The sequence below is a fragment of the Streptomyces sp. VNUA24 genome (assembly GCF_029167005.1).
In the GTDB taxonomy this organism is placed as follows: Bacteria; Actinomycetota; Actinomycetes; order Streptomycetales; family Streptomycetaceae; genus Streptomyces; species Streptomyces scabiei.
This window is the reverse complement of sequence record NZ_CP119143.1, coordinates 9,244,965-9,265,784: the sequence shown is the minus strand read 5'-3', so window position 1 is coordinate 9,265,784 and position 20,820 is coordinate 9,244,965. Positions and strand designations below refer to the sequence as shown.

The 20,820-nt window shown below is 71.6% G+C and carries 24 protein-coding genes; 12 read left to right on the top strand and 12 right to left on the bottom strand.

Going from position 1 to position 20,820, the window contains the following annotated elements:
• Positions 1–256: 256 nt before the first annotated feature.
• From PYR72_RS39905 to PYR72_RS39895, 3 genes are all read left to right on the top strand, one after another.
• On the top strand, positions 257–1,132 hold the full coding sequence (locus PYR72_RS39905; RefSeq protein ID WP_275459798.1) for an undecaprenyl-diphosphate phosphatase: 876 nt from the start codon (positions 257–259) through the stop codon (positions 1,130–1,132).
• A 235-nt stretch (positions 1,133–1,367) separates the two neighbouring features.
• Entirely contained in the window at positions 1,368–1,550 is a 183-nt protein-coding gene (locus PYR72_RS39900; protein ID WP_059080819.1) for a hypothetical protein, read from the top strand.
• Positions 1,547–2,149: an AAA family ATPase gene (locus PYR72_RS39895; protein WP_275459797.1), complete on the top strand. Its 603-nt coding sequence runs from the start codon at positions 1,547–1,549 to the stop codon at positions 2,147–2,149. The genes PYR72_RS39900 and PYR72_RS39895 overlap by 4 nt, the downstream gene beginning before the upstream one ends.
• 326 nt (positions 2,150–2,475) lie before the next feature.
• Here the strand turns inward: PYR72_RS39895 and PYR72_RS39890 are convergent, their stop codons facing one another.
• Entirely contained in the window at positions 2,476–3,216 is a 741-nt protein-coding gene (locus PYR72_RS39890) for an SDR family oxidoreductase (protein WP_275459796.1), read from the bottom strand.
• 223 nt (positions 3,217–3,439) lie between these two features.
• Here PYR72_RS39890 and PYR72_RS39885 point away from each other — a divergent pair, with 223 nt between their 5' ends.
• Together PYR72_RS39885 and PYR72_RS39880 are read left to right on the top strand one after the other, a co-directional pair.
• Entirely contained in the window at positions 3,440–4,408 is a 969-nt protein-coding gene (locus PYR72_RS39885; protein WP_275459795.1) for an expansin EXLX1 family cellulose-binding protein, read from the top strand.
• Positions 4,409–4,559: 151 nt separating this feature from the next.
• Positions 4,560–5,390, top strand: a complete 831-nt coding sequence (locus PYR72_RS39880) for a DUF6585 family protein (RefSeq protein WP_275459794.1) — start codon at positions 4,560–4,562, stop codon at positions 5,388–5,390.
• A gap of 31 nt (positions 5,391–5,421) precedes the next feature.
• Here the strand turns inward: PYR72_RS39880 and PYR72_RS39875 are convergent, their stop codons facing one another.
• Complete coding sequence (locus tag PYR72_RS39875; RefSeq protein WP_275459793.1) at positions 5,422–6,054, bottom strand: DUF4291 domain-containing protein; 633 nt, start codon at positions 6,052–6,054, stop codon at positions 5,422–5,424.
• A 195-nt stretch (positions 6,055–6,249) separates the two neighbouring features.
• Here PYR72_RS39875 and PYR72_RS39870 point away from each other — a divergent pair, with 195 nt between their 5' ends.
• Positions 6,250–6,744: a nuclear transport factor 2 family protein gene (locus tag PYR72_RS39870; RefSeq protein WP_275459792.1), complete on the top strand. Its 495-nt coding sequence runs from the start codon at positions 6,250–6,252 to the stop codon at positions 6,742–6,744.
• Positions 6,745–6,967: 223 nt separating this feature from the next.
• Positions 6,968–8,542 (top strand): apolipoprotein N-acyltransferase, encoded by a 1,575-nt coding sequence (gene lnt / locus PYR72_RS39865; RefSeq protein WP_275459791.1) that lies wholly within the window; start codon positions 6,968–6,970, stop codon positions 8,540–8,542.
• Here the strand turns inward: lnt and PYR72_RS39860 are convergent.
• Entirely contained in the window at positions 8,488–9,396 is a 909-nt protein-coding gene (locus PYR72_RS39860) for a Gfo/Idh/MocA family oxidoreductase (protein WP_275459790.1), read from the bottom strand. The two genes, lnt and PYR72_RS39860, sit on opposite strands and share 55 nt — an antisense overlap.
• A gap of 73 nt (positions 9,397–9,469) precedes the next feature.
• Between PYR72_RS39860 and PYR72_RS39855 the strand changes: the two genes are divergently transcribed.
• Both PYR72_RS39855 and PYR72_RS39850 read left to right on the top strand, forming a co-directional pair.
• Positions 9,470–9,982, top strand: a complete 513-nt coding sequence (locus PYR72_RS39855) for a DinB family protein (protein ID WP_275459789.1) — start codon at positions 9,470–9,472, stop codon at positions 9,980–9,982.
• A 162-nt stretch (positions 9,983–10,144) separates the two neighbouring features.
• On the top strand, positions 10,145–10,657 hold the full coding sequence (locus PYR72_RS39850) for a hypothetical protein (RefSeq protein WP_275459788.1): 513 nt from the start codon (positions 10,145–10,147) through the stop codon (positions 10,655–10,657).
• 27 nt (positions 10,658–10,684) lie between these two features.
• On the opposite strand, the gene PYR72_RS39845 is transcribed toward PYR72_RS39850, so the two are convergent.
• The 7 genes from PYR72_RS39845 to PYR72_RS39815 form a co-directional block, all read right to left on the bottom strand.
• Positions 10,685–11,227 (bottom strand): hypothetical protein, encoded by a 543-nt coding sequence (locus tag PYR72_RS39845; RefSeq protein WP_275460642.1) that lies wholly within the window; start codon positions 11,225–11,227, stop codon positions 10,685–10,687.
• Positions 11,228–11,433: 206 nt separating this feature from the next.
• Positions 11,434–12,117 carry a uracil-DNA glycosylase gene (locus PYR72_RS39840; protein WP_275459787.1) on the bottom strand — a complete coding sequence of 228 codons (684 nt, stop codon included), beginning with the start codon at positions 12,115–12,117 and terminating at the stop codon, positions 11,434–11,436.
• A 132-nt stretch (positions 12,118–12,249) separates the two neighbouring features.
• Positions 12,250–13,830: an ABC transporter substrate-binding protein gene (locus tag PYR72_RS39835; protein WP_275459786.1), complete on the bottom strand. Its 1,581-nt coding sequence runs from the start codon at positions 13,828–13,830 to the stop codon at positions 12,250–12,252.
• Between the two features lie 188 nt (positions 13,831–14,018).
• Positions 14,019–14,786 (bottom strand): SDR family oxidoreductase, encoded by a 768-nt coding sequence (locus tag PYR72_RS39830; RefSeq protein ID WP_275459785.1) that lies wholly within the window; start codon positions 14,784–14,786, stop codon positions 14,019–14,021.
• Positions 14,787–14,798: 12 nt separating this feature from the next.
• Positions 14,799–15,560 (bottom strand): 3-oxoacyl-ACP reductase FabG, encoded by a 762-nt coding sequence (gene fabG, locus PYR72_RS39825; protein WP_060907482.1) that lies wholly within the window; start codon positions 15,558–15,560, stop codon positions 14,799–14,801.
• A gap of 176 nt (positions 15,561–15,736) precedes the next feature.
• The gene (locus PYR72_RS39820; protein ID WP_275459784.1) at positions 15,737–16,147 is read right to left on the bottom strand and encodes a DUF3037 domain-containing protein; all 411 of its coding nucleotides are present in this window, start codon (positions 16,145–16,147) and stop codon (positions 15,737–15,739) included.
• Positions 16,144–16,899, bottom strand: coding sequence for a HipA family kinase (locus PYR72_RS39815; protein ID WP_275459783.1), 756 nt, complete (start codon positions 16,897–16,899; stop codon positions 16,144–16,146). Before PYR72_RS39815 ends, PYR72_RS39820 begins: the two co-directional genes overlap by 4 nt.
• Positions 16,900–17,100: 201 nt before the next feature.
• On the opposite strand from PYR72_RS39815, the gene PYR72_RS39810 reads away from it, so the two are divergent.
• Positions 17,101–17,601 carry a Rieske (2Fe-2S) protein gene (locus tag PYR72_RS39810; protein ID WP_275459782.1) on the top strand — a complete coding sequence of 167 codons (501 nt, stop codon included), beginning with the start codon at positions 17,101–17,103 and terminating at the stop codon, positions 17,599–17,601.
• On the opposite strand, the gene PYR72_RS39805 is transcribed toward PYR72_RS39810, so the two are convergent.
• Entirely contained in the window at positions 17,588–18,262 is a 675-nt protein-coding gene (locus tag PYR72_RS39805; protein ID WP_275459781.1) for a cysteine hydrolase, read from the bottom strand. The two genes, PYR72_RS39810 and PYR72_RS39805, sit on opposite strands and share 14 nt — an antisense overlap.
• Before the next feature lie 109 nt (positions 18,263–18,371).
• On the opposite strand from PYR72_RS39805, the gene PYR72_RS39800 reads away from it, so the two are divergent.
• Entirely contained in the window at positions 18,372–18,833 is a 462-nt protein-coding gene (locus tag PYR72_RS39800; RefSeq protein ID WP_275459780.1) for a pyridoxamine 5'-phosphate oxidase family protein, read from the top strand.
• 73 nt (positions 18,834–18,906) lie between these two features.
• Here the strand turns inward: PYR72_RS39800 and PYR72_RS39795 are convergent, their stop codons facing one another.
• The gene (locus PYR72_RS39795) at positions 18,907–19,815 is read right to left on the bottom strand and encodes a LysR family transcriptional regulator (protein WP_059080794.1); all 909 of its coding nucleotides are present in this window, start codon (positions 19,813–19,815) and stop codon (positions 18,907–18,909) included.
• A 74-nt stretch (positions 19,816–19,889) separates the two neighbouring features.
• On the opposite strand from PYR72_RS39795, the gene PYR72_RS39790 reads away from it, so the two are divergent.
• A complete protein-coding gene (locus PYR72_RS39790) occupies positions 19,890–20,819 on the top strand; it encodes a DMT family transporter (RefSeq protein WP_275459779.1) in 930 nt (309 codons plus the stop codon).
• The last annotated feature ends 1 nt before the right edge of the window (position 20,820 follow it).

Sequence of the window (20,820 nt, the reverse complement as noted above, 5' to 3'; positions counted from 1 at the left end):
CCTCGCCAGCAAAGTATGTGCGGACATAGTGACTGGTCAACACCACGCATTCGGCCGTTCCACGCCTCGGAACGCCCGTGCCCCACTCGTTGCGCGCACACCCCCCGCCCGGCCCCCGCCCGGCCCGGCGAAACCCCTGTGACGGGCCCGTCCCTACGGGGCGCTAGGCTGCCCCCAGCACCTGTGATCACCCGCCCCGCGGCGCGGCACGTCTTTCGTCGGCCCTCCACGATCAGCGCTTGGACCACGTAACTTCATGTCTTGGTTTGAATCCCTCATCCTCGGACTCGTCCAGGGGCTGACCGAATTCCTCCCCGTCTCCTCCAGCGCGCACCTGCGCCTGACCGCGGCCTTCTCCGGCTGGGAGGACCCGGGCGCGGCCTTCACGGCCATCACCCAGATCGGCACCGAGGCAGCCGTGCTGATCTACTTCCGCAAGGACATCGCCAACATCATCTCGGCGTGGTCGCGCTCCCTGTTCAACAAGGAACTGCGCTCCGACCACGATGCCCAGATGGGCTGGCTGGTGATCGTCGGCTCCATCCCGATCGGTGTCCTCGGCGTGACCCTCAAGGACCAGATCGAGGGCCCCTTCCGCGACCTGCGCGTCACGGCGACCATGCTGATCGTCATGGGCATCGTGCTCGGCGTGGCGGACCGCCTGGCCGCCCGCGACGAGACCGGCGGCAAGCACCGTGCCGCCAAGGAGCGCAAGAGCCTCGAACAGCTCAACGTCAAGGACGGTCTGATCTTCGGCCTCTGCCAGGCCATGGCCCTGATCCCCGGCGTCTCCCGCTCCGGTGCCACCATCAGCGGTGGCCTCCTCATGGGGTACAAGCGTGAGGCCGCGGCCCGCTACTCCTTCCTGCTCGCCATCCCTGCCGTGATCGCCTCGGGCGGCTACGAGCTCAAGGACGCGATGGAGGGCGGTCATGTGTCCTGGGGACCGACGATCTTCGCCACGGTCATCGCCTTCGTGGTGGGCTACGCGGTCATCGCGTGGTTCATGAAGTTCATCACCACCAAGAGCTTCATGCCGTTCGTCTGGTACCGCATCGCGCTCGGCATCGTCATCGTCGTCCTGGTGTCGATGGGCGTACTGAGCCCTCACGCGGGCGAGTCGGCGGGCTGACGAGGGCGAGTCGGCAGGCTGACACGGGCGAGTCGGCAGACTGACGGGGGCAAGTCGGCAGGCTGACACGGGCGAGTCGGCAGACTGACGCGGGCAATCCGTGGGGGCCGACGCGGGCGAGAGTCTGTGGCCGACGCGGGGCCGGTCCGCCCAACTCCCTTCAGTGACCAAGCACATACGACATCCGTAGCCGCCCTGTAGCGCACGGTCAGTGCGGGCGCCTACTCTGGTCGGCATGTCCCCCGATCATCTTCTTGCGTGTGGTTCCGTGCGGTCCGCCGCCGACCTGAACGACCGGATCCGCGCGCTGTGGCGGCGTGCCGGCGGGTCGCTGTCGGCCGAGGAGCGCGCCGAGTACGAACTGCTGGTCGCGGAGTGGGCCGCGGCGATGCGCGAAGACGTCGTCGAAGCCGCGTGACACCCGTACGGCCGGCCGTGGACACCGACGAGCCGGGGGGCGGCACCGGCGGCCTCATCATCTTCCTCAACGGGACGTCCAGTTCGGGCAAGTCGAGCATCGCGGCGGAGTTGCTCCGCATCCTCGACGAGCCGTCCTTCCACATCCCGGTCGACGCGTTCCACGCCATGCGGACCGGCCGGGACATTCCCGCCGACCGGCTCCCCGCCGTGCTGCACGACACCTGGCGGGGCTATCACCGCGCGATCGCCGGCATGGCCGCCGCGGGCAACCAGGTCGTCATGGACCACGTCCTGAGCGCGGAATGGCGGCTACGGGACTGCCTCGACCTCTTCGTACCGCAGGACGTGGTGTTCGTCGGGGTGCACTGCCCCCGCGCCGAACTCGAACGACGCGAACGTGAGCGGGGCGACCGGCCACCGGGGCTGGCCGCGCGACAGCTGGCCCAGGTGCACGCGCACGGCCTCTACGACATCGAGTGTGACACGAGCCGGGCGGATCCACGCCGGTGCGCCGCCCGCATCAAGGACTTCCTCACCGACCGCCCCACCCCGACCGCGTTCGAGCGCCTGCGCACCAAGCAGAACCCGACCACCTGACAGCCCCGACCAGCTGACAGCACCGATCACCACCGCCCGACGGCAACGCCGCCAGGGGCACGGGGAACTGCGCGACCGACCCCACGCCCCGCCGAACGAACAACCTCCGCCCGACGCCACCCCCGCCAGGGGCGCGGGGAACTGCGCGACCAGCCCCCACAAACCCGCCGCCCGACCGACACCCGAAACCCCACACCGCACCACCAGCCCCGCCGAACGAACAACCGCCGGCCGACGCCACCCCCGCCAGGGGCGCGGGGAACTGCGCGACCAGCCCCCACAACCCTCCCGCCGCCCGACAACCCCGCCCACCCGCGGCGCGAGCGTCAGCGGCCGCCCGACACCCTCAGCACCGCGCCCGTCGTGTACGACGCCTCCGGGGACATGAGCCAGGCGATGGCCGAGGCGATCTCGTCGGCGCGGCCGGGCCGCCGAAGGGGGACGGACGCGGCGATACGCCCGGCCCGCTCCGGGTCCCCCATCCGCGCATGGATCTCCGTGTCGATCACTCCGGGGGCGACCGCGTTGACCCGGATGCCGTCCGGCCCCAGTTCCTTCGCGAGCCCCGTCGTCAACGCGTCCACCGCCGCCTTGGTCGCCGCGTAGTGGACGTACTCTCCGGGGCTGCCCAGCGTCGCCGCCGCCGAGGACACGTTCACGATGACCCCGCTCCCCGAGGCGGCCATCACCTGCGCCGCCCGGCGCGAACACAGCAGCACGCCGAAGAGATTGACCTCGACCACCCGCCGCAGCACGTCGGTGCCGGTGTCCGCGAGCCTGCCGAACGGGCCGGTCACCCCGGCGTTGTTGACGAGCCCCGTCACCGGTCCGATCCGCTCCGCCGCCGTCTCGAACAGACGGTCCACGTCGGCCTCCACCGAGGTGTCCACCCGCACCGTGACACAGCGCGCCCCGTTCGCCCGCACCCCCGTCGCGATCCACTCGGCGGCAGCCCCGTCGTTCACGTACCCCACGACGACGTCGTGGCCGTCCGCCGCGAGCCGCAGGCAGGTCGCCGCACCGATCCCCCGGCTTCCACCCGTGACCACCGTGACCGGACGTGACATCCCAACCTCCCCAAGACGCGGCGATCGATCATCCTACGATCGCAGCCCGGCCGACAGCTCACATCGAGGGCAACCATTCCGGCCCCGGCGGCAACCCAGGAGTGCAAAGCTCCTCCACACGAGCCTCACACACATCACACATGCTCCTGAACCACATCTTTTCGGATCCGCACCACACACAGAACCACGCACAGAACCACGAACAGAACCGAAGGACTTGACCGTGGCAGCCCGTTCCCACCGCTCCTCCCGCCGTCCGAAGCGGCGTACCGCCCTCATATCCGTCGCCGCCGTCGCGGTCGCCGGACTCGCCGCGTCGCTCGTCATCGCCTTCGGCCCCGACCGCGACAGCGGCAGCGGCACCGAGGCGTCCGAGAAGGTCGGCGCCGCACCCCCCGCGACCACCCCCGAGGCGACCGCGTCCTCCTCCGAGGAACCGAAGCGGAAGCCGAAGGCCACGCCCTCGAAGTCCCCGTCCCCGTCCGCCTCGAAGAGCACCGGGCGGGCACGTCGGTCCCCCGAGCCCACGCCGCCGGCGCCCGCCGTCACCCGGCAGGCCGGGTCCGCGTCGGGACAGCTTGCCGGGCGGATCCGCCCCGGGGTCGACTACAAGGGCATCGCCACCTTCTACGACAGCGACGGCAGCGGAGCCTGCTCGTACGACCCGAGCTCGGACGTCATGACGGCGGCGATGAACACCACCGACTACGAGGTCTCCCAGGCATGCGGGGCCTACGTCCGGGTCCGCGCGGCGAGCGGGGCCACCGTGACGGTCCGCATCACCAACGAGTGCCCGGCACCCTGCCGTCCCGGCCAACTCGACCTCAGCGCCGAGGCGTTCGCCAAGCTCGCGGCCCCCTCGCAGGGACAGATCCCGATCACGTGGAGCCTGCTGAGCCCGGACACCTCCGAGCGGATCTCCATCCGGTACAAGACCGGCTCCAGCGCGTACTGGTGCGGTATCCAGGTGATCGGCCACCGCAACCCGGTGGCACGGCTGGAGGTCCGCACCGGAGGCGCCTGGACCCGGCTGCCGCGAACCGAGTACAACTACTTCCTCTCCGAACAGGGCGGCGGATGCGGCGGCGCCCTCAGGATCACCGACATCTACGGGGAGCAGCTCACCGTCGACAAGATCGCGGTGCGTCCGAACGTCGTCCAGCCCACCGGCGTGCAGTTCAGCGCGCACTGAGCACGCCGTCCCGTGCGCCCCGGCCGGGCACTGAAACACCTACCGCTTTTCAGCCGGACGCCGTAGCATCCCGATTCACATTCGGATCTTCAACTCGGCTCGGGGACAAGCCTGTTGAGGGTGGACGGCACGTACGGCGGGGGTGGCGACGATGGCCCGAAACCTGTGGGACGAGATCCCGGCGACAGTGACGGCAGCGGCGGCGGAGCGTCAGCTCGGTGACGGCCGGTACGCCTTTCGCACCCGGACGAGTTCGGTGTCCTGGTGGGGCGCGTTCATGCTGCTCCTGGTGTCCGCGTTCTGCGTGATGATGGTCTTCATCATCAGTGGTGAGAGCGAGTGGACGAACGCGATCCTCTTCATCGTCCTCGGCGCGGGCTCCTTCCTGGGGGCGATCGCCGTCCCCCTGGCCGCACGGTTCCGCCCGGTCGCCTGGTGTGCCGTCTTCGCGGGCGGCGTGGTCTACCAGTACGGTTCGCGGCCGCCGATCGCCGGCTCCTGGGACGAGATCACCGGATGCCAGCGCCATGTGACGGAGCAGGAACGCAACGGCATCACCGTGGCGACCACGCATTCCGTGTACGTCCAGATGCCGGCCGGCAACTTCATGGTGTCGGGGGACACTTCCGAGGCGCAGCAGGTGGGAACCCTCATCGCGGACGGCTGGCTCACGGTGCAGAGCCAGGGCGCGGAGGAGGACGCGCGGGCACAGCTGGCCGAACTCGGCGCGGTGCTGGAGAGCGGAGGGCGCGCGGCGTTCGGCCCGTTCACGGTGAGCCTGGCCGGGCTGGAGCACGGGGGCCGGTACATGACCTGGGAGACGATCAGCGAAGTCGACCTGCTGGGTTCGACCATCCACGTCCTGGTCACCGGTGAACGCAAGCCGGCGGCAAGGGAACCCGTCTCCGGCGTGCCGGACAGCGCCCTGTTCCTCACCGTCACGGACGCCCTGCGACGATCGGCGAGGCAACCCGCCGAGTGAGCGATCCCGCCGGGCCCACGCCCCGCGAACCTCATCGCAGATGGGCCAGCACGTCCTCCGCCACCGGATACGGCGGCTCCTGCGGCAGCAGCGCGGCGGCGCGGTCCAACTCCCCCGCCCGCACATGACCGTGCACCTCCCGGGCCAGCGGCGTCACGTCCTCGATCCCGACGATCCACTCGTCGGCGTACCTGGCCGCAGCCTCGCCCACCAGCCCCAACTGGAGGGACCGGTACGGCAGCGGACCGAGACGCAGGCTCCGCTCCGGATCCCACTGCACCCGCGCCGGCGCCCGCCTCAACCGGCGCTTCCACTCCGCCTGGTCGGCATGCAGCTCAGGCACGAAGTGCGACAGACACGCGTGCCGCAAGGCCCACTCGAAGCCCTCCCGGCTGATCTCCACGGCCAGAACGGTCTCCTGACCCTCCTTCGTACCCCAGCCGCACCGGTACATCATCCACAGGAAGGAGGGCTTGATCCAGGTCATCCGGTCCCGCTTCCACGCGGCCGGAAAGCGGCCCTCGCGCGCGGCCGGGCCGCCTATCTCCGGGCGGTACGTCTGGTAGACAGTGATCGTGTCGGCGGTATGACGGGCACGGATCCGGAACCTGGGTTCGGTCGGTGCGAGGTCTTCGTTCGGTGCGAGATGTTCGTTCTGCTTCACGGGGACCAGATTCGATCAGGGCCGCACCCCGCGGCCACCGAATATCGACGGCCCCGGCCCCGCGGGCCCGCTCCCCGCCCCAGCCCTCAACCCCAGCCCCAGCCCCAGCCCTGACCCTGGCCCCGTTCCCTGACATATCCCCCATCCCCGCGCACACCCCTTGGCGTGGCCCGGCTCCTGCCCCAAGCTGAGCCGATGACGCAGCGCGTGGAGCTCGCGACCGTGATGGACCGACTCGCCGTCGACGGCCTGATCACCGAGTACGCGGTGGCGGTGGACGACGGGGACTGGACGGCCTACCGGGATCTGTTCGCCCCGGGGGGACGCGCGGACTACCGCTCGGCCGGCGGCATCGAGGGCGACGCGGCACAGGTCGCCGGGTGGCTGGCCCGGAGTATGGAACTCTTCCCGATGCGGCAGCATCTGATCGTCAATCGGCGGGTGCGCTTCGGGCAACTGGAGCAGGACACCGGCGACATCGCCGAGGTCCAGGCGGACTACATCAACCCGATGCGTTTCGCCGGGCACGACGGCGGCTCCACCGCCCCCGACTTCGTCTGCGGCGGCCGCTACGCCTTCACGGTGACCCGCACCCCCGACGGCTGGCGCCTCAGCAGGGTCCTCGTCCAGGAGAAATGGCGACGCGCCCCGGAGAGCCTCACCCCCGCCCAACACCCCGCACCGGCCTGAGAGCCCCGGTCTGAGCGCACCGGCCGGAGGGCACAGCCCCGCCGACCGCCCCCAACGGCACACCACCCGGTGCTCCAGTCGGCCCAACCCCTTCCCCCCCTCCACGTCCCCCTCCTCCCGCCCGTCACCGCCGCACCACCCCCCACCCCGCCCACGCCCCCTGTCGGAGATCGTCCCCGGCGCGCACACTGGAGGGACGCACCGGGTGGGAGGGAGGCGCTGTATGCGGACGCCGGACTGGATCGCCTCCCCGTGGCGGCGACGGTCGGCCGTCGTCGTGGCGGGCGCCCTGCCCGTGCTCGCCTTCCCCGCTCCCGGCCTGTGGTGGTCGGCGTACGGGGCACTGGTGCCGTGGATCCTGTTGCTCCGTGCGGCCCCGACCGGCCGCCGGGCGGCGTACGACGGCTGGCTCGGCGGCTTCGCGTTCATGCTGGCGATGCACCACTGGCTGCTGCCGAACCTCCACGTCTTCACCTTTCTCATCGCCGGCCTGCTGGGCGCCCTGTGGGCGCCCTGGGCATGGCTGGCGCACAGGTTCCTGGCCGGTTCGCCCTCGCCCCGACGGGTCGCCGCCGCGCTGCTGGTGGTGCCCTCGGGCTGGCTGATGATCGAGCTCGTCCGCTCCTGGCAGGGCCTGGGCGGGCCATGGGGCCTGCTGGGGTCCAGCCAGTGGGAGGTGGAGGCGGCACTGCGGCTGGCCTCGGTCGGCGGGGTCTGGCTGCTCAGCTTCCTGGTCGTGGCCGTCAACGTCGCGGTCACCGTGCTGGTTTCGGTACGGGAATCCCGGGCGCCGGCGCTCGCCGGTCTGGTCGCCGTGGCGGTCGCGACCTCGGCGGTGTGGCTGTGGTCGCCGCGCCCCGACGTCCGGGGCGAGGTGCGGATCGCCGTCGTCCAGCCCGGCGTGACCGACGGCCCCGACACCCGGTTCGCCCGCGAGGAGGCGCTCACCCGGCGGCTCGCCGGGCAGGACGTCGATCTGATCGTGTGGGGCGAGAGCAGTGTCGGCCACGACCTGGCCGACCGCCCCGACCTGTCCGACCGGATCGCCGCGCTGGCACGTGCGGCGGACAGCGACATCCTCGTGAACGTCGACGCCCGCCGCTCCGACCGCCCCGGCATCTACAAGAGTTCGGTGCTCGTCGGCCCGGACGGCCCCACCGGCGACCGGTACGACAAGATGCGCCTGGTCCCCTTCGGCGAGTACATCCCGATGCGCTCGCTGCTCGGCTGGGCCACCTCGGTCGGGGAGGCGGCCGGCGAGGACCGCCGGCGCGGCACCGAGCAGGTCGTGTTCGACGCGGGGAAGGGGCTGCGGATCGGCCCCATGGTCTGCTTCGAGTCCGCGTTCCCGGACATGAGCCGTCATCTCGCCCTGGACGGAGCCGAGTTGCTGCTCGCCCAGTCGGCGACCTCGTCGTTCCAGCAGAGCTGGGCACCCGAACAGCACGCCACGCTGGCCGCGCTGCGGGCCGCCGAGACCGGCCGCCCCATGGTCCACGCGACACTGACCGGCGTCTCGGCCGTGTACGGCCCGTCCGGCGAACGGGTCGGCCCATGGCTCGGCACGGACGCGAGCGAGGCGGCGGTGTACCGGGTGCCGCTGGCGGGGGGTACGACGCCGTACGTCCGCTTCGGCGAGTGGCCGGTCCACGCCGCGCTGCTGGTCCTGGTCGCGTGGGGCGCCTTCGAGGGCGTACGGGCCCTGCGGCTGAGGCGGCAGGCGGGCCCTCGGCCGCCCGCGGCTCAGCCGGCGGACCCCTCCTCGACCGCGCGCACCACCCGCTCGCACAGCACATGAGTGGCCAGCGCGTCCCGGGCGCTGAGCACCCGGCCCGCACCCACGGCGTCGAGGAAGGCGAGGACGGCCTGCTCGACGCCGCGCTGCCGGGCCACGGGCACCCAGTCACCGCGCCGCCGCACGGAGGGCTGCCCCTTGTGGTCGACGACCTCGGCGAGGTTGACCACCTGCCGCTTGGTGTCCTGCCCCGAGACCTCCAGGATCTCCTCCGCCGAACCGCTGAGCCGGTTCATGACGCCGAGCGCGGTGAACCCGGCCCCGGAGAGCTGCAGGACGACATGGTGCAGCAGCCCGCCCTCGGTGCGGGCCCGCACGGTCACGTCCTCGACCTCCCCCGGCACCAGGAACCGCAGGGTGTCGACGACGTGGATGAAGTCGTCCAGGATCATCGTGCGCGGCAGCTCGGGCAGGCCGATGCGGTTCTTCTGCATGATGATCAACTCGCGCGGATGGTCGGCGCACTGGGCGTACCCGGGCGCGTACCGCCGGTTGAAGCCCACGGCGAGCGCTACGTTCCGCTCCTCCGCGAGCCGTACGAGCCGTTCCGAGGCGGCGAGTTCGTACGCGAGCGGCTTGTCGACGTAGGTGGGCACGCCCGCCTCGATCAGCCGCTCCACGATCTCGGGATGGACCAGGGTCGGCGCGTGCACGAAGGCCGCGTCCAAGTCCTGGGCGAGCAGCGCGTCGAGATCGGTGTGCCGCTGTCCGGGCGGGAGGTGCAGGCCGTCGGCCACGCGGGCGAGCGTGGCCGGTGTCCGCGTCTGCAGATGGAGTTCGAGCCCCGGCCGGGTTCCGAGGACCGGGAGATACGCCTTCTGCGCGATGTCGCCGAGCCCGATGCAGCCGACCTTCACTGGGGTCTCCCGTCCACGGTGTGCCGTCGAATTGCCTCGTCGGCAGCATACGGGGACTGCCAGGATGGCCGTCATGACCACCGAGCGCACCGAACCCTCCCTGACCGCCGACGAACGGACCATGCTCGAAGGCTGGCTCGACTACCACCGCGAGACATTGGCGCTCAAGTGCGCGGGCCTGGACGACGCCCGGTTGCGGACCGCTTCGGTGCCGCCCTCGGAGCTGTCCCTGCTGGGGCTGGTCCGGCACATGGCGGAGGTCGAGCGCATCTGGTTCCGCAAGGTGCTCGTCGACGACGACCGGGGGCCGATCTACTTCAGTGAGGAGGACCCGGACGGGGAGTTCCACCTGACGGAGGCGGACACCTGGGAGGAAGCGTACGGCACCTGGCAGCGGGAGATCGCGGCCGCCCGGCGCAACGCGGAGGGGTTCGCCCTGGCCGACGTCGCCAGGGCCGTGCACCGGCGGGCGGGCGAGGCGCCCAGCCTGCGCTGGATCTACACCCACATGATCGAGGAGTACGCCCGCCACAACGGCCACGCCGACCTGCTCCGGGAACGCCTCGACGGAACCACCGGCTACTGAGACGCAACCGCCGGCTACTGCACGGACCTGCCCCCGCATCGCCCACGGTCCCGGCGTCACCCACGGTCCCGGCGTCGCCCACAGTCCCCGGCGTCACCCATGTGGGGGCATCATCCGCCCGCCCCCTCCCCAAAGGCGCCCGGAACCAGCAGAGTTGCGCGCGTGCATCGACCGACCACCACCGCAACCGCAACGCTCCTGGTCACCGTGGCCGTCTCGGCCCTCAGCGGCTGCGTGACCGCGCACCGGCCGCCCCCGGCGCAGGCGTCGCCCGTTCCGTCCCTGCCGTCCGAGCCCCGCCCGGACGGTACCGGCGGCACACCGATCGTGCAGGCGCCGGCGCGGGAGGCGCTGGAACTGATCGGCCCGCCGAGGAACCCCGCCTCGAGCACCTCCACCGCGCCCGAACCCGGCGCACCGGCCACCGCTTCCACCGATCCCCGGCCCGCCGCACCCGCTCCCGCGCCGCCGCCCCGCGGGAAGCGTCAGGCTCCGCCCGAGCGGTACGGCCCGCCCCCCGGGTCCCGCCCGCACGTCGACGTCCCGCCCCTCCCCGAGAACCTTCCGGCCCGGCCGCGCGGGAACTCCGACGTGTGCGCGCTCGGCCACAAGTACGGCGGCTGGGGCAGGGACACCCCGCAGGCGGCCATCTGCAAGGACGTCTACGGCCGCTGATCCTCGTCCCGGTGCTCTGGCACGAACCTAGGGCCGCTGTCTCGGCGGCCCCGGCACGTCCCCTCCGCCGGGGCCCGCCTCGTCGAGCCGGGCCTCCAGCCTGCCGAGGGCGGTGCGGATGCCGTCGCCGTGCACGCCGTCGTCCAGCACGGCCAGCGCGGCCCGGGCCAGCCGCAGATGGCTGCGGGCCGCGTCGGGGCGGCCCAGCTTGGCGTAGTCGGCGGCGAGGCTGAGGTGGAGCGAGGGGTAGAAGGCACGCACCGCCGACGCGTCCGGGCACTCCTCGGCACGGCTCCCGGGGCGGTCCGCGAGGCCGACCGCGTGCCGGTCCGTGGCGTGCCCGGCCGGCCGGCCGCCGGACAGTTCGTCGGCGGCCGACAACGCCCGCAGGTCCCAGGCCAGCTCGGTGTCCGGATCGTCCTGGGTGTCGGCCATGTAGTGCGCCAGCGTGCAGCGGTGGAGCGGGGTGCCGTCCTCGCCGATCTCCGCCCACAGCTGCAGCAGGCGGTGCCGGGCCTCCTCGCGGTCACCCCCGTGGTGCAGCATGACCGCCTGCCCGATCCGGGTCATCAGGGCGTCCGGTGCCACCTGCTCCTGTCGCTCCACCGCGTCCTCCGCACTCGTCGCCCCCTGGTCCGCCTGTCCCTCCCGACGCTAACGGCAGGTACCGGCATTCCCGGTCAGGCGGCCCCGTACAACCGCGCGGGCGCCCCGGCGGCCGTACGGCGGACGAGCCGGACGGGCCGGAACGCGACGGCGGGCGGACGAACCACGCGTCAGCCGAGGTTGGGGATCGTCCAGTCGATCGGCTCGTGGCCCTGCCGGGCGACGGCCTCGTTGATCTGCGTGAACGGCTGGGAGCCGAAGAACTTCTTGGCCGACAGCGGCGAGGGGTGCGCGCCCTTCACCACGATGTGGCGCTCCTCGTCGATCAGCGGGAGCTTCTTCTGCGCGTAGTTGCCCCACAGCACGAAGACGGCCGGGTCGGGTCGGTCGGCGACCGCGCGGATCACGGCGTCGGTGAACTTCTCCCAGCCCTTGCCCTTGTGCGAGTTGGCCTCGCCGGAGCGGACCGTGAGGACCGCGTTGAGCAGCAGCACGCCCTGCTGGGCCCACGGCATCAGATAGCCGTTGTCCGGGATCGGGGTGCCCAGCTCGGCCTGCATCTCCTTGTAGATGTTGCGCAGGGAGGGTGGGGTCTTCACCCCCGGCCGCACGGAGAAGCACAGGCCGTGGCCCTGGCCCTCGCCGTGGTACGGGTCCTGGCCGAGGACGAGGACCTTCACGCTCTCGTACGGCGTGGCGTCGAGCGCGGCGAAGACCTGCTCACGGGGAGGGTAGACGGGACCCTTGGCGCGCTCCTCCTCGACGAACTCGGTGAGTTCCTTGAAGTAGGGCTGCTGCAGCTCGTCCCCCAGGACCCCGCGCCAGGACTCGGGCAGCATGGCGATGTCGGTCACGTCAACTTCCTCCGGTGTGCGCTCACTTCACGGCCGCGGAGCACGCGGCCATGGGCAGCCGCGCGAGGCGCGGCCGCCGTCAGAGCACAGAACCTACAGGCGCCCACTGACAACGGGCGCCCGCACCCGGAATTACCAGCTGGTCTTCCAGGAGAGCTGCCACATGGTCATCATCGTCGCGGGGTCGATGACGTTCTCCAGTCCGGCGATCTCCTCGTTCGCGGCCGTGTACGCCTTGCCCTGCCAGAGCGGGATCAGGCGGGCGTCGTCCACGAGGATCTGCTGGGCCTCCTCGAACTCCTCCGAGACGGCCCCGCGGTCGCTCTCGGCGCGCGACTCGGGAAGCAGCTTGTCCGTGATCTCGGGGGACTTGTACGGGGTGCCGAGCGCGTTCTGCTCGCCCACGAACGGGGCGATGAAGTTGTCGGCGTCGTTGAAGTCGGGGTTCCAGCCACGCCCGAAGATCGGGTACTCGCCCTTCTGGTAGCCCTCCGAGTAGGTCTTCCAGGGCCGGCTCTTGAGCGTGACCGAGAACAGGCCGGACGCCTCCAGCTGCCGCTTCAGCTCCTCGAAGGCCGGCTTGGTCTGGGAGCCGTACCGGTCCGAGGTGTACCAGAGCGTGAGAGGAACCGTTTCGGTGATGCCCGCCTCGGTCAGGATGGACTTCGCCTTGGTCGCGCTGGGGTTGCCGTAGTCGTCGAAGAAGCCGGTCGTGTGACCCACCAGACCCCTGGGGATCATGGAGTACAGCGGCTCGACGGTGTCCTTGTAGATGTTGTGGGCGAGCGCCGGACGGTCGAGGACCTGGGCGATCGCCTTGCGGACCGCGGGGTTCTTCGCCCAGGGGTCCTTGGGGTTGAACACCAGGTAGCTGATCTCGGTGGTGGGGCTCTCCACGATCTGGAGGTTCTCGTCGTCGTGGTTGGTCTGGATGTCCACGATGTCCGCGGCGCCGAGGCCCCGGTAGATGACCGAGATCTTCTTGTCCTTGAGGGCCCTGACCATCTGGTCCGACTGCCCGAAGTACTCGATGGTGACGGCGGAGTTCTTGCGGTCGGCGAGGCCCTTGTAGTTCTCGTTCCTGACCAGCTCGGCCTTCTTGCCCTCGTCGTAGGAGTCGAGGTCGTAGGGCCCGGAGCCGGTGATCTCGGTGCCCTCGCGGAGCTTGTCCGCCGGATAGTCCGCGGGGTCCACGATCGACATGGCGGGCGTGGTGAGCACCAGCGGGAAGGTGGCGTCGGGCTGGCTGAGGTGGAAGACGACCTCGCGGTCGCCCTTCGTCTGCACGCGGGAGAGAGTGGTCAGCAGACCCGCGGGACCGCCGTTGACGTTGATCTTCTTGATCCGGTCGAACGAGTACTTGACGGCCTGGGCGTCCAGCGTGTGGCCGTTGGAGAACTTCAGGCCCTCGCGCAGCGTGCAGCTGTACACGGTGCTGGTGCTGTCCGTGAACTCGCAGCTCTCGGCGGCGTCGGGCTCGGGGTCGGAACCGCCGGGCGCGTAGCCGAGCAGGGGCTGGAAGACGTTGCGCATCAGCTCCCAGGAGCTGTCCCAGGCCGCGGCCGGGTCCAGGGTGCTCGGGGCGCTGGTGGTGCCCACCACGATGGGGTCCGCGTCGTCGGAGGCGTCCGAGGAGAACACACCACACCCGGTCACCAGGGATATGGACGCGATCACCGCGAGTGGCGGCAAGTATCGGTTCCGGTTGAACACGCGCATGCTCCTCGAAATGCCGTACCAAGAGTGGGCGAACGATACCGCAGGCCCCGCGAGCGGCTCCCGCTCGGCCGACGAAGCCCTTGATCAGTCCGCGAGTGACGGCGTTGTCGAGCCCCGGTGAGGGGTGCGGACGGGCGCCGGAGATGTTCGGTGAAGCATGCACCGGCGCCCGCCGTACTCTGTCAGGCGACCCCCGCGTTGAGGAAGATGCCGCCGTCGACCACGAGCGTCTGGCCGGTGATCCAGTCGGACTGCTCCGAGGTGAGGAAGGCCGCGGCGCCCCCGATGTCGGAGGGCACGCCGAGCCGGGCGAGCGGGTAGGCCGCGGCGGCCTCGGCCTCCCGGCCCTCGTAGAGGGCCTGCGCGAACTTGGTCTTCACCACGGCGGGCGCGATCGCGTTGACCCGGACCCCGGGCGCGTACTCGTGCGCCAGCTGCAGGGTCAGGTTGATCATGGCGGCCTTGCTGATGCCGTAGGCGCCGATGAACGGTGACGCGGAGACTCCGGCGACGGAGGCGATGTTCACGATCGCGCCGCCGTTCTCCTTCTGCCAGGCGTGCCAGGTCCGCTGGGCGAAGCCGAGGGCCGAGACGACGTTCGTCTCGAACACCTTGCGGGCGACGTCGAGGTCGAGGTCGGCGATCGGCCCGAAGACCGGGTTCGTTCCGGCGTTGTTGACCAGGAAGTCGACGCGGCCGAAGGCGTCCATCGTGCGTTCGACGGCGCGTGCCTGGTGGGCCACGTCGTGGGCCTTGCCGGCGACGCCGATGACCCGGTCGGCGCCGAGCTGCTCGACGGCCTTCTTGAGCGAGTCCTCGTCGCGGCCGGTGATGCAGACCCGGTCGCCGCGCGCGACGAGGGCCTCGGCGATGCCGTGGCCGATGCCGCGGCTGGCGCCGGTGATGAGGGCGACCTTGCCCGACAGTTCGGGGAGTTGTACCGAAGTCATGTTCCCGTTCCCTTAGTTCAGCGGTCCGCCGGCCACGTACAGCACCTGGCCGGAGACGAACCCGGCGTCCTCGCCGGTGAAGTAGGCGATGGCGCCGGCGATGTCCTCGGGGCGGCCCACGCGCTGGACGGGGATCTGGGTGGCGGCGGCCGCCTGGAAGTCCTCGAAGCCCATGCCGACGCGGGCGGCGGTGGCGGCGGTCATGTCGGTGACGATGAAGCCGGGCGCCACGGCGTTGGCGGTGACGCCGAACTTGCCGAGTTCGATGGCGAGGGTCTTGGTGAAGCCCTGGAGACCGGCCTTGGCGGCGGAGTAGTTGGCCTGGCCCCGGTTGCCGAGCGCGGACGACGAGGACAGGTTGACGATCCGGCCGAACTTGGCCTCGACCATGTACTTCTGGACGGCCTTGGCCATCAGGAAGGCGCCCCGCAGATGCACGTTCATGACCGTGTCCCAGTCGGACGCGCCCATCTTGAACAGCAGGTTGTCGCGGAGCACGCCCGCGTTGTTGACCAGGATGGTCGGGGCGCCCAGCTCCTCGGCGATCCGGGTGACGGCGGCCTCGACCTGGGCCTCGTCGGAGACGTCGCAGCCGACCGCGAGCGCCTTGCCGCCGGCGGCCGTGATCTTCTCGACGGTGTCCTTGCACGCGGCCTCGTCGAGGTCGATCACCGCGACGGCACGGCCCTCGGCGGCCAGTCGTACGGCGGTCGCGGCACCGATGCCGCGCGCGCCACCGGTGACCACGGCGACACGCTGCTCAGTGGTGGACATTGCTGGTTCTCCTCGCCCTTGGGATGCGGCTCCTGCGGCACGCCCCGATGAATGAGCGACCGCTTAGTACCTTCAGCACACGTGACGCTAGAAGTCCTGGCACCCGGTGTCAACGTCCCACCAGGTGTGATCCCTTACTCGGCCCCGCCCGGGCCCGGCGGCGCGCCGCGCGCCGGTCACCTGACCAGCAGGGCGAGCAGCCGATCGGCCTCCGCCGCCGGATCCGCGGTGAGCCCCGTGTGCACGGGCCCCGCCTGCACGACCGTGGAACGGGGCGCGACCAGCCACCGGAACCGCCGGCCGGCGTCGTCCCGGGCGGCCTGCCCGGCCGCGTCCCCGCCGGCGCACACGCCCTCGACGGCGCGCAGCGCGGCGCGTACGCCCCCCACGTCCGCCCCGGGGTCCAGCGCGAGGAGCTTGGCCTCGTCCAGATGCGTACGGGCGGCCACCAGGGCCCGGGAGCGGCTGTAGACGAGGACGCCCGCGTTGAAGCACTCCCCGCGCTCGATCCTGGGCACCACCCGCAGCAGCGCGTACTCGTAGACGTCCTGCCCGGTCGCCCCGGTGCCCAGGAAGCGGTCGCTCACGTGATCCCCTCGATGCGTTCGTGGATGTCGGCGGCGCGGGCGAGCAGCGGTTCGGCGTACGCGCGCCGCAGCGCGTCCGCCGTCGCGAAGCCGGGTTCGCCGGTCAGCCAGACGTCCGGGATCCGGGCGGTCACCTCGGCGAGCAGGTCCTCGGTGACCAGGGGCGCGAGCTCGGCGGCGGCCGCGGCGACATCGGGGGCGAAGCGCGCCAGGGCGTGGTCGGCGGCGGCGTACGGCTTGGCCGCGGAGGCGCGGGCGCCCGGCCAGTGGTGGTGCCAGATCATGGTGGCGCCGTGGTCGATGAGCCACAGCTCGCCGTTCCGGATCAGCAGGTTGGGGTTGCGCCAGGAACGGTCGACGTTGTTGATCAGCGCGTCGAACCAGACGACCCGCCCGGCCTCCTCGGGGCTCACCGCGAAGGCGAGCGGGTCGAAGCCGATCGCGCGGGCCAGGAAGTCCATGCCCAGGTTGGTGCCGCCGCTGGACTTGATCAGCTCCTGCACCTGCTCGTCCGGCTCGCCGAGCCCGAGGACGGGATCGAGGTCGAGGGCGACCAGGCCGGGCACCCGCAGACCGAGCCGCCGGGCCAGCTCGCCGCAGACGACCTCCGCCACCAGCGTCTTGCGGCCCTGACCCGCGCCGGTGAACTTCAGGACGTACGTGCCGCGGTCGTCGGCCTCGACGAGCCCCGGCAGCGAACCGCCTTCCCGCAACGGCGTGATGTACCGGGTCACGCTGACTTCCTTGAGCATCGCCCCAGGCTACCGGCGTGCCGCGGGCACCCGGAGGCGACCCGTCCGCCGCCGGCTCGGATCGACAGCTTCCGGACAGCTGCTTTTGACGTCGTCATGACCTCGGACAGGTCAGGATGTGCACCCTGTCTGAACGTTCGAGCACAGCCCCGACGTACCCATGGGCGACCGTGCAGAGCCATCTCGGGAGGAACCTCCGGCATGACCAGCGAAACGAACACACCCGCTTCGATCCCGGGCCGTCGCACCGTCATGGCGGCGGCCGGCGTGGCAGGACTCGCCGTCGCGCTGACCGCGTGCGGGTCGGAGGACGACCCGTCGACCTCGACCTCGAACTCCTCCGGTGCCGGGGCGGGGGCGGGCGGCGACTCGACGGCGGAGGCGAACGGCGGCAGCACGAGCGGCGGCGCCGGCGGCACGGCGATCGCCAAGACCTCGGACATCCCGGAGGGCGGCGGCAAGATCTTCGAAGACGAGGGTGTCGTCATCACCCAGCCGGAGGCGGGCCAGTACAAGGCGTTCTCCGCCACCTGCACCCACCGCGGATGTGCCGTGAAGTCGATCGCCGACGGCGTGATCAACTGCCCCTGTCACAACAGCAACTTCTCGATCGCCGACGGCAGTGTGCAGAGCGGCCCGGCGACGAAGCCGCTGCCGGCCAAGAAGGTCAGCGTCTCGGGTGATGCGATCACGCTGGCCTGATCCCCGTCAGGCACGCCAGCACCTCGTCGGTGGTCGCGACCGTGGCGACCAGCGCGAGGGTGTGGCGGATCATCGCGGGGGTGTAGTCGGCAGGCACCCCCGCGATGGCGTCCCCGGGCACGACGACGCGGTAGCCGCGGTTCACCGCGTCGAACACGGCGTTCGGCACGGCCACGTTGGCCGAGACCCCGGTGACGATCAGCGTGCGGCACCCCAGATTGCGCAGCAGCGCGTCCACGTCGGTGCCCGCCAACGGCGACAGCCCGTGCAGCCGCCGTACGACCAGGTCCTCCTCGGCGACCTCGACGGGCGGGGCGACGCGAACGGCCTCGGTGCCCGTCACCTGCCGTACGGGCAGCCGTTCCGCCGCGCGGAACAGGCGGGCGTTGCGGTTGGCCCCCCGCCCGTCCGGCCGCCGTTCGGCGACGGCGTGCATGACCTGCACCCCGCTCCCGTGGGCCGCGTCGACCAGCCTGGCCACGTTGGCGAGCGCCCCCGACGAGCGTGCCTCGCGGGCGAGTTCGGGCAGCGCGCCGTCCGGCCCGACGACCCCGCGCTGGCACTCGACGGTGAGCAGGACGGTGGTGGCGGGTTCGAGCAGCCCGTGCAGCTCCCGCCGTCTCCTGGAGTCGCTCGCGTCCTCGTTGGCGTACGACGGCATGCCGTTCCCCCTTGTCGACGGCGATCGGGCGGGCGAGCGTAACGCCCCTTGCGCAGGGACGGAAGACGGCCGATGCTCTTCTGACGCCACGTCAGTGAAGGGGATGACGATGACCGCCACGCAGCGCCGGGGCCGGAAGATCATGATGGAGCCGGCCGAACTGGACGAGTTCCTCGGCGCGCAGCGCACCTGCCGCGTCGCGACGGTCTCGTCCGACGGCTCCCCCCACATCAGCCCGCTCTGGTACGTCTGGGACGGCACCTCGCTCTGGCTCTACTCGATCACCCGCAGCAAGCGGTGGTCCGCGCTGCGCCGCGATCCGCGCGTCGCCGTCGTGGTCGACGCGGGCGAGGAGTACGGCGAACTGCGCGGCGTCGAGCTGTCCGGCACCGTCGAGTTCGTCGGCGAGGCACCGCGCACGGGCGAGCCGGTTCCCGAACTCGTCGAGGTGGAGCGGCGGTTCGCCCGCAAGAACTTCGGCATCGACGAGATGCCGCACGACGGCCGGCACGCCTGGCTGCGTCTGACGCCGGACGCGATCGCGTCCTGGGACTTCCGCAAGCTGGGATAGCACCCGGCCGGAGCGCCCCGCGTGGCACACCGCCCGCCGGGCCCGGTCGCCGGTCAGGGGGCCCGGCGCCCGTTCACCCCGAACCGCAGGCGGCGCCCGCCGCCCGGAGCGCCTCGACCGCCGCCCTGATCGACGGCCGCCGGTCGGCGTCCGCGCGCCAGACGGCGTAGACGCTCCGGTGGACCCGGGGGCGCACGGGGACCGTCCGCATCCGGGCCGGCATCGGGTCGCGGCCGAGCCGGGGTGCGATGCAGACACCCAACCCGGCTGCGACCAGCGCCAGTTGGGTGTGGTGCTCACCGGCCCGGTGGGCGATCTGGGGCTCGATCCCGTTGGCACGCAGTGTGTAGAGCAGCCATTCGTGGCAGAACTCCCCCTCGGGCCAGGCGACCCACGGCTCCTCCGCCAGTTCCCGCAGGTCGATCTCGTCCCGCCCGGCCAGCGGGTGGTCATCGGGCAGGGCCACCTCCACCGGGTCGTCGAGGATGGCGGCCCTGGCGAGGCCCTCGGGGACGGGCAGCGGCTTGTTGTACCAGTCGAGGACGACCGCCAGATCGGCGTCGCCTCGGACCACCGCGTGGATGGCGAGTTCGGGCTCCAGCTCCCGTGAGCGCACGCGCAGGGCGGGATGGTCGTCCCGCAGCGCGCGGAAGAGGGCGGGGAACAGTCCCCGGACGGCCGTGGGGAACGCGGCCAGCCGCAGTTCGCCGACGACCTGCCCGCGCTGTGCCTCCAGGTCCGCCTGGGCCAGTTCGACCTGCGACAGGATGCGCGCGGCATGCTCGGCGAGCAGCCGCCCCGCGTCCGTGAGGCGCACGCCCCGCCCGTTCTTGGCGAGGAGGCGCTGTCCGACCTCCCGCTCCAGCTTGGCCATCTGCTGCGAGACGGCCGAGGTCGTCACATGCAGCCCCTCGGCCGCCCCGCTGACCGAACCGTGCCGGGCCAGCGCGTCGAGGGTACGCAGCCTCTCCAGATTCAACATGTTAGAGATGCTACGAGATTCAGCGCATGAATTCTCGCTTGTGCTACAAGATTGTGGGGCGCCATGGTGGGCGCATGACCACCGCCACGCCCACTCGCACCCCTGCCTCCCTGCCCGGACGCGCCCGCGTCACCGTCGACTGGCGCCTGCGCTTCGCCTTCCTCTCGCTCGTCTGGGGCTTCAGCTTCCTTCTGATCAAGGTGGGCACCCAGGCATACGCGCCGTTCCAGGTCACCTTCGGGCGGCTGCTGTTCGGCACGCTGGTGCTCGCGGTGGCGATGGCGGTGAAGCGGGAGCGGCTGCCGCGCGGTGCCCGCACCTGGGGGCACCTCACGGTGGCGGCCCTGCTCCTCAACGCGCTGCCGTTCTCCCTCTTCGCCTATGCGGAGCTGACCATCCCCTCCACGCTGGCGGGCATCTGCAACGCGACCTCACCGCTGTGGGGCATGGCGCTCTCCCTGGTGGCGCTCTCGGAGGACCGCCCGACCCGGGTGCGGGTCGCCGGTCTCGGCCTCGGCTTCCTCGGCGTGCTCACCGTGCTCGGTGCCTGGCAGGGCTTCAGCGGGCTGGACGCGCGGGGCACCACGCTGGCGCTGCTGGCCTCCCTCAGTTACCCGGTCGGCTGGATCTACGTCCGCCGCACGCTGGCCGGCAGCAGCACCTCGCACCTGTCCCTCACCGGCGCCCAGCTCCTGCTGGCCACCGCTCAACTGGCCTGCGTCACCCCGCTGTTCACGACCCTGCCGAGCAGCTTCCCGGTCCTGCCCCTGCTGGCGGTGGTCGCCCTGGGCGCCCTCGGCACGGGTGTCGCCATGCTCCTCCAGTACGGCCTGGTCTCCGAGGTCGGCCCGACCACCGCCCAGATGGTCACCTACTTCATCCCGGTCATCGCCACGGCCGCCGGTGTGGTCCTGCTCGGCGAGTCCCTGGCCTGGTCGACGCCGGTCGGCGCGGTGATCGTCCTGGCGGGAGCCGCCCTGACCCAGGCCAGGCCGCGCACCTGAC